Annotated in this window: 10 protein-coding genes; 4 read left to right on the forward strand and 6 right to left on the reverse strand. The window is 71.6% G+C overall.

All coding sequences use genetic code 11. The annotated features are described in order from the left end of the window. Positions 1 to 12: 12 nt before the first annotated feature. The 5 genes from ABFJ78_RS11955 to ABFJ78_RS11975 all read right to left on the reverse strand — a co-directional run bounded on the left by ABFJ78_RS11955 (position 13) and on the right by ABFJ78_RS11975 (position 7294). Complete coding sequence (locus ABFJ78_RS11955) at positions 13 to 3660, reverse strand: family 78 glycoside hydrolase catalytic domain (protein WP_436385970.1); 3648 nt, start codon at positions 3658 to 3660, stop codon at positions 13 to 15. Between the two features lie 144 nt (positions 3661 to 3804). After that, positions 3805 to 5091 (reverse strand): DJ-1/PfpI family protein, encoded by a 1287-nt coding sequence (locus ABFJ78_RS11960; RefSeq protein WP_436385971.1) that lies wholly within the window; start codon positions 5089 to 5091, stop codon positions 3805 to 3807. A 1-nt stretch (position 5092) separates the two neighbouring features. Next, positions 5093 to 5482, reverse strand: coding sequence for a hypothetical protein (locus ABFJ78_RS11965; protein ID WP_436385972.1), 390 nt, complete (start codon positions 5480 to 5482; stop codon positions 5093 to 5095). 88 nt (positions 5483 to 5570) lie between these two features. Next, positions 5571 to 6215, reverse strand: coding sequence for a response regulator (locus tag ABFJ78_RS11970; RefSeq protein ID WP_436385974.1), 645 nt, complete (start codon positions 6213 to 6215; stop codon positions 5571 to 5573). Continuing rightward, on the reverse strand, positions 6212 to 7294 hold the full coding sequence (locus tag ABFJ78_RS11975; RefSeq protein WP_436385975.1) for a sensor histidine kinase: 1083 nt from the start codon (positions 7292 to 7294) through the stop codon (positions 6212 to 6214). The genes ABFJ78_RS11970 and ABFJ78_RS11975 overlap by 4 nt, the downstream gene beginning before the upstream one ends. 138 nt (positions 7295 to 7432) lie before the next feature. Here ABFJ78_RS11975 and ABFJ78_RS11980 point away from each other — a divergent pair, with 138 nt between their 5' ends. The 3 genes from ABFJ78_RS11980 (at position 7433) to ABFJ78_RS11990 (ending at position 12430) form a co-directional block, all read left to right on the forward strand. Then, complete coding sequence (locus tag ABFJ78_RS11980; protein WP_436385977.1) at positions 7433 to 10051, forward strand: glycosyltransferase; 2619 nt, start codon at positions 7433 to 7435, stop codon at positions 10049 to 10051. Then, a complete protein-coding gene (locus tag ABFJ78_RS11985) occupies positions 10051 to 11499 on the forward strand; it encodes a radical SAM protein (RefSeq protein WP_436385978.1) in 1449 nt (482 codons plus the stop codon). Before ABFJ78_RS11980 ends, ABFJ78_RS11985 begins: the two co-directional genes overlap by 1 nt. A 91-nt stretch (positions 11500 to 11590) precedes the next feature. Beyond that, the gene (locus tag ABFJ78_RS11990; RefSeq protein ID WP_436385979.1) at positions 11591 to 12430 is read left to right on the forward strand and encodes a lysozyme; all 840 of its coding nucleotides are present in this window, start codon (positions 11591 to 11593) and stop codon (positions 12428 to 12430) included. Here ABFJ78_RS11990 and ABFJ78_RS11995 read toward each other — a convergent pair. Continuing rightward, positions 12427 to 12663, reverse strand: a complete 237-nt coding sequence (locus ABFJ78_RS11995; RefSeq protein ID WP_436385981.1) for a hypothetical protein — start codon at positions 12661 to 12663, stop codon at positions 12427 to 12429. The genes ABFJ78_RS11990 and ABFJ78_RS11995 overlap by 4 nt on opposite strands. A 131-nt stretch (positions 12664 to 12794) precedes the next feature. On the opposite strand from ABFJ78_RS11995, the gene ABFJ78_RS12000 reads away from it, so the two are divergent. Continuing rightward, positions 12795 to 14009, forward strand: a complete 1215-nt coding sequence (locus ABFJ78_RS12000) for a GDSL-type esterase/lipase family protein (protein ID WP_436385982.1) — start codon at positions 12795 to 12797, stop codon at positions 14007 to 14009. The last annotated feature ends 23 nt before the right edge of the window (positions 14010 to 14032 follow it).

Genomic DNA, 14032 nt, shown 5'->3' on the forward strand with positions numbered 1-14032 from the left:
ACCGGCCGGTCTTCATGCCGAAGCGGTGAACACGTACGAACCCGCGGGCACGAAGTACGTACCCGCCGAGGACGGCACCGCTTCCGGCGGCGCGGCCACCGAACCCGGCTGGGACGTCGGCACCTTGACCGTCGCCGACGAACCGGCCGGGACGGTCACCCGCAGCGTCACCTTTCCGCCCGAAATCGACCAGTCGCTGACCGCGGACCCGTACGGCGTCTCGTACGCCGACTTCGCCGACGTCAGCCCGCCGCCCGGCCGCGGCGCCACCAGCAGCGACGCGTACCCCGGCGAAGCCGGCGAAAGCCCGCCGATCGAGCGGTACAGGAAGTCGCCCACCGAGCCGAGGCCGTAGTGGTTGAACGAGTTCATGCCCGGGTCGTTGAACGAGCCGTCCGGCTTGATCCCGTCCCAGCGCTCCCAGATCGTCGTCGCGCCGTGGCCGATCATGTAGCCCCAGCCGGGGAAACCGGGCTGCAGCAGCACCTGGTACGCGACGTCGGCGTGGCCGTGCGCGGCCAGCACCGGCAGCAGGTTCTCCACGCCGAGGAACCCGACGCTCAGGTGCCCACCGGCGGCCGCCACCCGAGCGGCGAGCTTGTCCGCCGCGGGCTGCACGCGCGCGGCCGGCAGCAGCCCGAACGCCAGCGCCAGGACGTACCCGGTCTGGGAGCCGGAGCCCACCGTGCCGTCGGCCGCCGTGAACCGGTTGGTGAACGCCGTCCCGATCTGGTCGGCGAGCGTCCCGTACTTCGCCGCTTCCGAACTCCGCCCGGTGGCCGCGGCCATCCGCGACACCAGCCGTGACGACCACGCGAAGAACGCCGTCGAGATCAGGTCCTGCGCGGTGTTGTCGTTGACGTTGAGCCAGTCCCCGTACGTCTGGTGGTCGCGGATCAGGTCCGCCCCGGACGTCGAGCGCAGGTATTCCACCCACTTGACCATCGCCGCGAAGTGCTCGTCGATCACGCCGGTGTCCCCGTAGCGCTGCCACAGGGTGTAGGGCACGATGACGCCCGCGTCGCCCCAGCCCGCCGTGCCCGAGCCGCTGAGCACGCCGGGCGCGACGTCGGTGAACGACCCGTCGTCGTGCTGCGCGTCGACCAGGTCGTCGCTGAACTTGCCGAGGAAGTTCGCCACGTCGAGGTTGAACGTCGACGTACCGGCGAAGATCCCGATGTCGCCGGTCCAGCCGAGCCGCTCGTCGCGCTGCGGGCAGTCGCTCGGCACCGACAGCATGTTCGAGCGCTCACCCCAGAGGATGTTGTGCTGCAGCTGGTTCACCAGCGCGTTCGACGAGGTGAACGTGCCGGCCTGCGCGCCGGACGTCCACATCGCCCGCCCGGTCAGCGTCGCCGCCGTGGGGGCCGACGGCAGACCGGTCAGCTCGACGTACCGGTAGCCGTGCACCGTGAAGCGCGGCTCGTACGTCTCGACGACGCCGGTGCCCGCGAGCGTGAACCGGTCGGTCGCCTGCGCCGCGCGCAGGTTCGTCGTGTAGATCGTGCCGTCCGGGTTGAGCACCTCGGCGTGGCGCATCGTGACCGTGGTGCCGGCCGGGCCGGTCACGGCCAGCCGGTTCCAGCCGCTGAAGTTCTGGCCGAGGTCGGCCACCCAGACCCCCGGCTTCGGCTGGGTCCACGCGACGGGCTTGAACTCCTGCTGGACGGTGACGCCGTTGTCCACTTGGGACACCAGGTTCGGCTTGGCGCCGGACTTGACGCGGGGCTCCGCCCAGCCGCGGTCGTCGAAGCCGGGCCGGTCCCAGCCGGTGGCAAGCCGCGCGTCGTAGGTTTCGCCCTGGTAGAGGTCGTCGGCGCGGATCGCGCCGTCGCCCGCCTTCCACGTGCCGTCCGTCGCGACCGTCGTCGAAGTGCCGTCGGTGAACGTCAGCTTCAGCTGCGCCGAGTACCACGGCTCGGTGCCGTACTTCTGGCTGCCGGCGATGCCGACGCTCCCGGAGTACCAGCCGTTGCCGACCAGCGCGCCGAGGACGTTCTCGCCGGCGCGGATCTGCTTGGTGACGTCGGAAACGCGGTACTGCAGGCGTTTCGCGTAGTCGGTCCAGCCGGGGGCGAGGACCTCGTCGCCGACCTTGGCGCCGTTGAGGTGCGTTTCCTGGAGGCCGAGCGCGGTGGTGAGCAGCCGCGCGCTCGCGACCGGCTTCGAGACCGTGAAGCTCTTGCGCAGCAGGGGAGCGGGGGCGCTGACGGCGACGTTCGCACCCCACGGCCCGGTGCCGTACGCAGTCAGCGCCCGCGCGGCCGGCCAGGAGCTGTCGTCGAATCCGCGCTGCTGCCAGCCGTCCGGGCCGGTCTGGCTCGCTTTCCACGACCCGTCGGTGACCACTGTCGGTCCATTCGGGACGGTCAGCTTGGCGACCATCCCGGCCGGGCTCTGGGTCGTGTTCTCGGTGCTGATCGCGATCGTGTTCGCGCCCGCGGTCAGCAGGCCGCCGACGTCGAGGACGGCGGCGGTCTTCCAGGAGTCGGGGACCCGCGGCGAGTCGCTGACCCGGGTACCGTTGACCCAGACGGTCGCGGTGTCGTCACCGGTGACGACCAGCGTCGCCTTCGCGGGCGCCGCGGCCAGCTCCACGGTCTTCCGGAAGTACCGGGTGGCGGGCGGAACGCCGCCGATCGGGTCGCCTTCCGGGTACCAGACCCAGTTCGCGCCGGCGAGGTCCGGGCCGGCCGTGGCGCGGCCGAGGAAGGCGCCGGTCCATTCGGCGGCCGGGTCGCGCAACGCCGTTTCGAAGCGCTGCACCGGGCTCCAGCCGCTCATCCGGCCTTGGCCGTCCCAGACGCGGACTTTCCAGGTGTACGCGGTCAGCGAGCCGAGCGCGGGCCCGCCGTAGGCGACGTCGGCCTGCTGCGCCGAGCTGACGCGGCCGCTGTCCCAGACGTCCTTGCCGCCCGAGGACACCAGGATCTCGTACGCGGACTGCCGTTGCTGCGCCGCCGAAGACGCGAGCTTCCAGCCGAACCGCGGCTGGTCGACGCCGATCGGGTTCACGCGCTGCCCGACGGTCGCGCTCGCGACCCAGAGCGGCGTCTGCGCCGAGGGGCTCGGCGTGCCGACGCGGGTGCCCCACGGGCCGGTGCCGTAGGCGCCGAGATCCTTGGCCGGGGCCCAGGAGCCGTCGGCGAACCCGGGCTGTTCCCAGCCGTCCGGCGCGGTCGTCGCGCTCTTCCAGCCGGCGCCGGTGGTGAGGTCGGTGGTGCCCGACGCGGTCGTCACGCGCAGCCGGCCGAGCAGGCCGGCGGCACCGCCGGAGTTGCGGACGGCGACGGCGAGCGTGTTGACGCCGGGAGTCAGCGCGGGTGCGAGGTCGACCGACAGCGCCGACCGCCACGAGTCCGCGGTGCGGGCCGAAGAGGCGAGGGGCTTGCCGTTGAGCCAGATGTCGGCGGTGTCGTCGCCGGTGACGACGAACCGGGCGTCGCTGACCGCGCCGGCGGGGGCGGTGAACGTGGTGCGGAAGTACCGGGTCGCGGCCGGCGCGGAGCTCGCGGGATCGCCTTCCGGGTACCAGATCCAGTGCGCACCGGTCAGGTCCACCGGCGGCGCGGCGCCCGCCGGGGGCACCGAGGCGGTGGACAGGACCAGGAGCGCGGCGAGCGTCGTGGTGGTCGCGCGCCAAAGCTTCGAGGGCAGCATGCGGGCTCCCTTGCGGCGGGGATGGGGCGGCGATATTTAAACGTTTCAAATCAACGTGATACGTGACTGTAATCACGAAATCACGCGATGGCAATACTCCGCCGGGACGTACGGAGGCGAATCGCTTCGACGATGTCCGATTGTCTAAATCGTTTTACGCGAACGGCGCACGACGACGACGGCGGCCGCGCCCAGCAGGAGCAGGGCGACCGGGAGCGCCGTCGGCCACCACGGCCACGCGCGGCCTTCGAAGCCGACGCCGTCGGTGGGCAGCTCCAGGACCTTCGCGGTCCACCGCGCGGTCGCGACGTCCGTGCGGCGCGAGAGCGCGCTCACCGCGGTGTCGTAAGCGAAGCCGGGCCGGTCGTGGACGTACTCCGGGGCCGGGCCGCCGGTGACCCCGCGCGTCGCCCCGGGCACGAGCAGCCGGTCGAGGTCCGCGTCGGCCAGTACCGCCCGGGGCACGAACGTCAACCCGTGCCGCGACCGGATCGGGGCGCCGTCCGCGCTCACGGCGAGCGTGCGCGAGGACAGCGACTGGCCTTCGGTGTCGAACACCGACGCCAGTTCGATCTCGCCGACGCCGTTCGCGAGCAGAACGCCGATCTCGTCCGGGTTCCAGCGGAAAGCGGCGTTGACGATCGCCGCCGCGTCCGGCATCGATTCCGGCGCGTGCACCGGAACGGTGGTGCCGTACCGCGCCCAGCCGATCGCCTTCGCGGCGTCGGCCGCCGCCTCGCGGCCGGCGAGCCGTTCGACCCAGTGCAGCGTCCCGTCGACGCCGGACAGGATCCCGGCGGTCGTGACGACGTCGCCGTCGTCGACGAACCGCTGCCCGCGCACCCAGTGCACAGCCGGGTAGTCGCTCGAGAAGGCTTCGAGCTTCAGCCAGTGCGCGGTCGCGGGCCGGCCGTCGAGCAGGCCGGCGGAGGCGAGCACTCCGCCGCCGTTGCAGACGCTCAGCAGCTTCGCGCCGTGGGCGGCCTGCGCGCGCAGCCACTGCGTCACGGGTTCGGTGCTCGGCTCGCCGACGTCCGGCAGCGCCGGGACGACGACGAGGTCCGGCGCCTTCGGGCCGAGCCGGGCGGCGAGGTCGGCGAAGCTCAGGTCGGGCACGAGGTCGAGGCCGCCGGTCAGCGGCTTCGGCTCGCGCTTCGGCGCGGCGGTGTAGACGTTGAACCGGCCGGTGGCGGCGAGGATCTCGTACGGCGCCAGGGTGTCGGACACGACGGCCCCGCGGTCGCCGACGACGACCACCGCGGTCGGCTTGGCCGGGTCGTGCCCAGCAGCAGCGGCCGCGGCGGGCACCGGCCGGTCCGGGCCGGGGGAGTAGAGGGCGTTGAACGCCGAGAGCGCGGAGACGGTCGCGCCCACGGCAGGGACGGCGAGCACGGCGACGACCAGCGCGAACCACTTCAGGACGGTCCGCATGTCAGTGCCAGTACTCGGCGCGGCGCCACACCATGGCGGCCAGCATCAGCGGGAACATGACGACGTGCCCGGCGACCATCAGCGTCCCGCCGGAGATCGCGCCGAGCCAGTACGGCACGAGCAGCGCGACGAACGGCAGGTACATCGCGGCGGCCATTTCGGCGATGCGGGGCCACGAGTGCCGGCGCAGCAGCATCGCCGCGGTCATCGCGATCGTCATGTTCGTGGCCATGACGAGCGCGTCGACGTCCGCGCGCTCGAGCCAGGCCGGCGGCCAGAGCGGGTGCAGCGCGACCATGCCGATCAGCATGGCGGCGACCATTTCGACGTAGTGGCCGGTGAACCGGGCGAGCTTGCGGCCGGTGGTCCGGGCCGGTGCGGTGGTGGTCATCGTTCCCTCCAGGGTTGTCCTGGACGAGAATCCCGAATGCCGGCCCGCTCCGGACGTGCCGGAAGTCATGACCCGGGTCATGTGACCGTCAGAGCAGGCCGAGGTCCCGGGCCCGCAGCGCGGCTTGGGTGCGGTCGCGGGCGCCGAGCTTCCCCAGCAGGTTCGTCACGTGGTTCTTCACCGTGCCCTCGGCGAGGAACAGCTTCGCGGCGATCTCGCGGTTGCTGCGGCCGTCGGCGAGCAGGCGCAGGACGTCCTGCTCGCGTTCGGACAACGGCACCACCAGCGGCTGGGGCCGCGGCTCGGACAGCTGCGCGAACCGCGCGACGACCTTCGCGGCGACGGACGGCTGCAGCACGGACTCCCCGCGCGCGGCCGCCAGCACCGCCTCGATCAGCCGGGCCGAAGAGACGTCCTTCAACAGGTACCCGACCGCCCCCGCGCGAAGGGCCGCGAAGACGTCTTCGTCGTCGTCGAAAGTGGTCAGCGCGATGACCTGGACGTCCGGGTGCTCGCCGCGCAGCCGCCGGGTCGCGGAGACGCCGTCGAGGACCGGCATGCGCAGATCCATCAGGACCACGTCCGGAGCGAGGGCGGCGACCTGACCCAGCGCCTCCTCGCCGTTGCCCGCTTCGCCGACGACGTCGATGCCCTCGTGGGTCGCCAGGAGCGTGGCGAGCGCTTCGCGGAACAGGGCCTGGTCGTCGACGAGCAGGACGCGGACCGGCGTCATCCCGGGACCTCCATGCTCAGCGCGCTGCCCTCGCCGGGCGCCGAGGTGAAGGCGAGCTTGCCACCCAGCTGCTCGGCACGTTCCCGCAGCCCCACCAGCCCGAAGCCGGCCGCCGCGGCCCCGTTGGCGCCGACGCCGTCGTCACGCACCGAGACGCGCACGGACGCGTCGGCGTAGTCGAGCAGGACGTCGACGTGCGCCGCCTCCGCGTGCTTCCGGACGTTCGTCAGACCCTCCTGCGCGGCCCGGAACAGGGCTTCGCGGTGTTCGTCCGGCAGTGGCCGTTCGGCACCGGAGATCGTCAGCTCGGCCGGGACGCCGGCTTCCGACGCCAGCGCGCGGAGGGCGTCCGGCAACGGCGTCGGCCGCGGTTCGCGCAACGCCTTCACCGAGCGGCGCACCTCCGACAGCGCGTTCTCCGCCTGCTCCTGCGCCTTCGCGAGGACCTCGTCGGCCTTGCCCGGGTCGGTCGGCAGCACCGCCCGCGCGGCTTTGACCTGCATCTGGACGACGGTGAGCGAGTGTCCGAGCCCGTCGTGGATGTCGCGCGCGACGCGGTTGCGCTCCTGCGCCGTCGCCAGCCGCTCGGCCTGCGTCGCGTAGTCGCGCAGCTTCTCGTGCGCTTCGGCGAGTTCACCGCGCGAGCGTTGTTCGCGCACCAGCAGCTCGGTGATGACGGCCGCGAACAGCACGGATACCAGCGTTCCCAGGCCTTCCCGGAGGCCTTCGCCCAGTGACATCCCGAGGTGCACGAGCGGCACCACGGCGATGACGAGCGCGACCACCGGCAGCGGCAGCCGCAGCAGCACGCACTGGCTGACCAGCACGACGAGGAACAACGTCGCCCCGACCCCGGCGTTGATCGTGAACGTCACGAAGGCCAGCGGCAGCTGGACGCCGACGTACGCGGCCGACCACGCCGGGCGGCCGCGGGTGCGTACCCAGCCGAAGCCCGCGGTCGCCAGCACGGCGAACACCGCGCCGAGCACGAGCGAGAGCACGGGCTCCCCGGACCCGAGGACCCCGAGCACGATCGAGAGGAAGGCGCCGCAGGTCAGCACCCCGAGGGCCCGGTTCATGGAGCCACTCTGGGGCGTGGCCGCGCCGCGGTCAACCACCGCACCGCAGGGGAAAGCGCTCTCCGCTCACGCGGCCACTCGCCGCCACAGCCCGTAGGCTGGGAGTGACGGCGAAGCCGAGACGGGAGTCCGACATCGATGTCAGTCCTCTGGGGCGTGTCCTTCGACGCCACCGCGCTGTCCGGGGTCGTGGTCGAGTTCCTCAAGACGGCGCGCCGGTTCACCGGCCACCGCGTCCACCTCGACCTCGGCTACGACATCAAAGCCGACAAGGGCGCGTTCTTCCGGCCCTACCGCGACGAAGCCGGGCTGCTGCCCGGCTGGGTCACGCTCGACCGCGTCGACGGCGTCGAGGAGATCCGCGGCTACGACCGCGAGTTCGTCGACCGCGTCCTGCGCGAAGTCGTCCAGCTCGGCGACGAGACGCTGCGCGCGGAGATCGACCGGATCGCCGGCGAACTGGCCGACCGCGTCGTGGCCACCTGGGAACGCCTCGGCGTCACGATGGTGATGGTGGAGAACGGAACCCTGCCCGAGAACATCACCTACACCGAAGCGCTCTACCGCGCGATCGGCCGCTACGGCGCCCGGCACCGGCTCGGCCGGTTCGTGTTCTGGCGCGACCACGACCTGATGTGGCAGAGCGAGCCGGGCATCGCGAAGTACGGCCGGTTCCCCTACCCCGGCGTCCCCGCGCCGCGGAATTCGCCCCACATCCACTACTTCGCGCTGCACGAGCAGGCATTGGCGAAAACCCTGGAGTGGGTTCCGGGTCTGCGGAACATCGACGTCCTGCCCAACGCGTTCACCATCGCGCCCGCGCGGATCGACGAGCGCACGGCGGGCTGCATCGATGAGCTCTCGGCGGGAAAGAGTGCCTCGAGCTTCCGGCGGGACCACGGCATCCCCGAGGACGTCCCGCTGCTCGCGCGGATCACGCGGATCATCCCGCAGAAGCGCATCGACCGGGACCTGCACCTGCTGACGCTGCTGCCGGACGCGTGGCTGTTCGTCGCCGGCGACGTCTCGGAAGCACCCATCGAGTACGCGCGGCTGGTGCGGCTGGCCGAGGGCCTCGGCGTGCGCGACCGCGTCGTGTTCGGCGGCTGGCTGACGCCGTACGACACGAGCGTGCCCGGCCGGTACTCGGTGCGGGACCTGCTGGCGCACGCGACCGTCGTGTCGTTCCTGACCTCCTACGACTACGAGAGCTACGGCAACCCGGTCAGCGAGGCGATCGCCTCCGGGACGCCGTACATCACCAGCGGGTACGAGCTGTACGACGTCGTCTACGGCCGCAAGGGGTTCCGGGCGCCGGTGCTGGACATCCGGGCCCGCGACCTGCCGGACGCGGCGTTCGCCCGCGAAGTGGCCGAGCTGATCACCGACGAAGGGAAACGGGCGGACGTGGTGCGGGCGAACTCCGAACTCGGGCAGGCGCACTTCGGCACGGAGGTGGTCGACGACCTCGTCGACCGGCTGTACCCGCCGCCGATGGGGGCCGGCACGCGGTTGTCCGTCGTGCTGCCGGTGTACAACGAGGCCGCGAACCTCCCGGAGGTCCTGCGGACGCTGCACGACCAGCGCGACGGCGACGGTCCGCTGGACAAGAGCCGGTACGAGGTCGTGCTGGTGGACAACAACTCGACCGACGACACCGTCGCCGTCGCGCAGGCCTTCGCGGCGGCACACCCGGACCTGGCGCTGCACGTGATCGCCGAGTCCGAGCAGGGTGTGTCGTGCGCGCGCCGGGCGGGCATGGACTTCGCCCTCGCCCGCAGCCGAAACCGGCCGGACGCCGATCCGGCCGAGCGGTTCTACCTGGTCTCGGCCGACGCGGACTGCCGCGTCGACCCGCACTGGCTGAGCGAACTGTTCACCGCGATGGAGTCGAGCAAGGCGGCCATCGGCGTCTGCGACTACTACTACAACGCTTCGCACTTCACCGGCCGGCCGCGGCTGTGGGACGCCATCCAGCGGCCGCTGCGGTGCCGCGCGGTCACGTTTTCGCTGTTCGGCGGCTTCCCGGACGGCAAGGGCTTCGCCGTCGAGCGCGACGCCTACGAGCGCGCGGGCGGCATCGAGATCTTCTACCAGCTGCGGGACGGGAAGTTCGTCAGCCACCTGTCCGACGACTGGGACTTCGGCATCAAGGTCGCCAGTGGCGGCGACGCGATCACGTACGCGCCGCGCTCACGCGTCGAGATCAACCCACGGCGCGTCGACCACGCGATCGACGAGGTGATCGCCGGCCGTGCCTACGGTTCCGACGGCATCATCGTCATGCGGGACATCCGGCCGTCCGCGCCGGCGGCGCCTGCCGATCTCACGGAAGCCGAGGCGCGGCAGGCGTGGGAGTTCTCCATCAAGGACTTCACGCCGAAGAACACGATCCTGCCGGTGCTGCTGACCCCGGCCCTGCTGGAGGACGACGCCGTCATCGCGTTCTTCGGCGCCGACCTCGCCGCCCGGCTCGCGCGGCGGATCGCCGAGATCCGCGACGAGATGCGCGTCGTCGACTTCACGCCGATCCACGCGTACAAGACGCCGTCGTACCGGCTGTACTTCGAGTTCGCCGACGAGCTGTTCGCCTGCCTGCGCCGGCACGTCGGCGAGGACATCGGCTACCCGCCACCCCTTCCGCCGTGCCTGGCGGAAGTCCCGGCCGCGCGGTTCGCCGAGTTCGTCCACTACTACTGCGAAGACCGTGAATCGGGAGAAGCCCACAACTACTTCGGCAACGGAGGGGTGTTCTGATGACCCTCGCCTACGAAGAGGCGATCGGCTCGCTGCACACGCTCGACCCCGCGTGGCCGCGGCCCGCGGTGCTCGACGTCCTCGAAGCGCCGGAGAACCGGCACCTGCTCGACTTCGTGCAGGAGGACCCGTTCGGGGCGCACGTGTTCCCGGGCAACGTCCCCGGTTCGCCGGCGGACTTCCTGCGCGACCTGGATGCCCAGCTGGCGTCCTCGGGCCCGATCCACCTCTGGTCGTACATCCCGACGTGTGCGTACCGCTGCCGGTTCTGCCAGTACCCGGTCGTGCTGGTCAAGGGCAAACCCGAGGTGCAGTACGAGAAAGCCAGGCACTGGGTCGACCTGAACATCGCCGAGGCGCGGTTGTGGCTCGACGCCGTGCCGAACCTGCGCGGCGCGGAGGTGGGGGAGTTCAACGTCTTCGGCGGCACGCCGTCGTTGCTGCCGGAGCCGGAGATCCGCCGGCTCCTCGAGTTCTACCGCGCGGAGTTCGGGTTCACCGCCGGCACGACGATCCGGTTCGAGGGCGACCCGAGCACGTTCACGCCCGCCAAGCTTTCGTTGCTGCGCGAACTGGGGTGCACCAAGCTGTCCAGCGGCGTCCAGTCGTTCGACGACCACGTCCTGGAGCTGTGCGGCCGTGAGCACAGCGCCCAGATGTGCGTCGACTTCGTCCGCAACGCGGCTTCGCTGGACTTCGAGTGGGTCAGCATCGACCTGATGTACGGCCTGCTGGACCAAACCCTCGACAGCGTCCGCCGCGACCTCGACGTCGTGCTGGAGAACGAAGTCACGGCCGTCGTGTGCACGAAGCTGCACCTGGCGTCCTACAGCGACACCCGCACCGGCGTCACCGGTGAAAAGCCGGCGGCGTGGCAGTTGCCGGCGTACCGGGACAAGCTGGTGCGCGACGGCCACCGCTGGCCGACGCTCGGCGAGCAGTACCAGATGCGCGAGCTGCTCACCGGCGGCCTGCGCGCGGCGGGCTACACCGAGCACCCGACGATGTACTTCGCGCGCGCCGGCCTCGGGCCCGAGAAGTGGAAGGCCATCATGGTCGACCAGGACAAGCAGGAGCCCGAGGTCGCGATCGGGCTGGGCGGTTCGTCGAGCTGCCGCGCGTCCGAGGCGATCACCGACGTCAACTCCCGCCGGTACATCGAAACCGTGTCGGCCGGCCGGATTCCGCTGGGGTCGGCGACGCGGTTCACGCCCGAAGCGCAGGAGGCGCGGGCGGTGAAGATGGCGTTGACGACGTTGCAGCCGTTGCGGGATTCCCTGCACGCGGCGCGGTTCCCGGCACGCTCGCTGTTCGCGGAACCGTGGCTGGGCAAGTTCACTTCGCTGGCCGAGCGGGGTCTCGTCGAGCTGCGTCCGCACGACGGCGTCGTCGAACTCACCCCGGTGGGGGAGGTGCTGGTCGAAGCGATCATCACCACCGAGCTATAGATCACTACATCGAGTGACACATCGCTCGCGGCGAGCGACGCGGGCAGGCACCATGGGCTTCGGACGTGCCAGTACCGAGATCGGAGCCCCGATGAGCCGAACCGTTGCCGGACACGACGAACAGCGCCGGCGGCCCCGGCTCGCCGCGGCGGGTGCCTTGGCGGCGTTCGCTTCGCTGGTCGTAGCCGTCCCCGCCGAAGCCTCGCCGGACTACTCGCTCGCGGCCACGAACTTCGCGGGCACGCAGATCGCGTTGCACGAGGGCGTGGTGCCCGGCTCCGCGCGAGCCGAACCGACCGACCAGACGCTCGGGCACGACGTCAGCGGGCACCAGGGCGCCGTCGACTGGGCCGCCGCGTCGGCCGGCGGCGCGAAGTTCACCTACGTCAAAGCGACCGAGGGCACGGGGTTCGTCAACCCGCAGTACGCCCAGCAGTACGACGGCGCGCACAACGCGGGCCTGATCCGCGGCGCCTACCACTTCGCCCGTCCCGACATCTCGGGTGGCGCGCAGCAGGCGGAGTACTTCATCGCCCACGGCGGCGGCTGGCGCGCCGACGGCAAGACGCTCCCGGGCGCGCTGGACATCGAGTACAACCCGTACGGCGAAGTCTGCTACGGCAAGAACCAGGCCGACATGACGGCGTGGATCACCGACTTCACCCGGACCTACCTGGCGAAGGTCAAGCGCAGCGCCCTGATCTACACCAGCACGGCGTGGTGGAAGCGGTGCACCGGCAACGCGTCCGGGTTCGGCAACACGAACCCGCTGTGGCTCGCGCGCTACGGCCCGGAGGTCGGCGAGCTCCCGGCGGGCTGGGACAAGCAGAGCATCTGGCAGTTCGCCCGCGGCGGCGGCCTGCCGGGGGACCAGAACTACTACAACGGGCCGTTCGGCCGGGTCGTGGCGCTGGCGGGCGGGGCGGCCTAGCGGCGTCGGCGCAGGTCCGGCCACGGCGGCCGGTGCAGCACCGCGAGGCCGCCGAGCGTCGCGGCGACCAGCCCGGTGCCGACGGCCAGCAGGGCCACGCGCGTGGCGTCGACCGCCGGCTCCCACTTGGCCTGGCCGTCGCGGATCGCGAACACCCCGACCGGGCGGCTGACCGGGATCACGGTCGTGCCGTCGTGCGTCTCGTACGGTTCGCCGAAGAGTGGTTGCTCCATGCCGCCATGGAACTGCACTCGCTCCGCCGCTGACAAGATCGGACAGAATCCTGTCGTTCCCGTGATCGGCTGCTTACGATCGGCTGCGGGACCGTCGCCGTCGACTGTCCTCAATGGACAAGGGAGCCGCCGTGCGCAGGATCGCCCTTCTGACCGCGTTTTCCGTGGCCGCGGCCGTCGTCGCCTCGGCGCCCGGCGCCGCCGGCACCGGGCACGCCTGGTTCACGTCGTGGGCCCAGTCGCAGGACGGCCGGGCCGACGCGCCGGTGTCCGGGCAGTCGCTGCGCATGATCACCCACCTCAGCGAGGGTGGCGACGCGGTCCGCGTCCGGCTCCAGAACACGTTCGGCACCGGGCCGCTGACCATCGGGCACGCGACCGCGGGGCCGAGTGCGGGCGGCGCCGCCGTGACCGCCCCGCGTCCGCTGACCTTCGGCGGCCGTCCGGGCGTGACGATCCCCGCCGGCGGCGAGGTGTGGAGCGACGAGACCAGGCTCGTGACGAGGCCGGACACGAACCTGGCCGTGAGCATGTCCGTCGAGGGCACGGCGGTCGTCGGGCGGCACGGCGCGGCCCTGCGCGACAACTACTTGACCGCTGTCGGCGCTGGCGACCACACAGCCGACGCTTCGGGCGCGGCCTTCACGTCGACGGTCGGTTCGACGTACGTGGTCAGCGCGGTGGACGTGCACAACGTGTCCTTGAAGGGCACGGTGGTCCCGTTCGGCAGCTCGGTGGTGGACGGGATCGGCAGCACGAACTGCGGCCCCGGCTGCACACAGCTGGGCGCGGACAAGCGCTGGACGGACGACCTGGCGCGGCGCCTCGTCCCGGCGTCGCTCGCGGTCGCGAACGCCGGCGTCTCGGGCACGACGAGCGCGCCGTCGTGCCCGGGCATGCCGCCGTCGGTCGCGGGCTTGGACGCGGGAAGCCGCCTGGACCGAGACGTCCTGGCCCTGCACGGCGTGAAGTCGGTGATCTACTACTACGGCACCAACGACCTAGCGTACGGCTGCGACGCGGAGACGATCCTGGCGAGCTACCGGTCGGTGTTCCAGCGGCTGCGCGCGGCGGGTATCGCGGTGTACGTCACGCCGAGCACGCCGCGGCCGGGGTACAACGACCAGGCGAACCTGGCGCGCCACGAGATCGGGCTGTTCGTGTCCCGCTGGTCTTCCTGCGGCGGGACGTGTTCCGGCGTGGTGGACTTCGACATGGTGCTCAAGGACCCGCTGAAGCCCAACAGCATCCTGCCGGCGTACGACAACGGCGACGGGATCCACGCGAACGCGGCGGGCCAGCAGGCCTTGGCGGACTTCGTTTCGGTGCCGATGCTCGCCCGATAGGGGCCGGTTCTGCACACGATGAG

It is taken from the genome of Amycolatopsis sp. MEPSY49 (assembly GCF_051337345.1).
Classification (GTDB): domain Bacteria; phylum Actinomycetota; class Actinomycetes; order Mycobacteriales; family Pseudonocardiaceae; genus Amycolatopsis.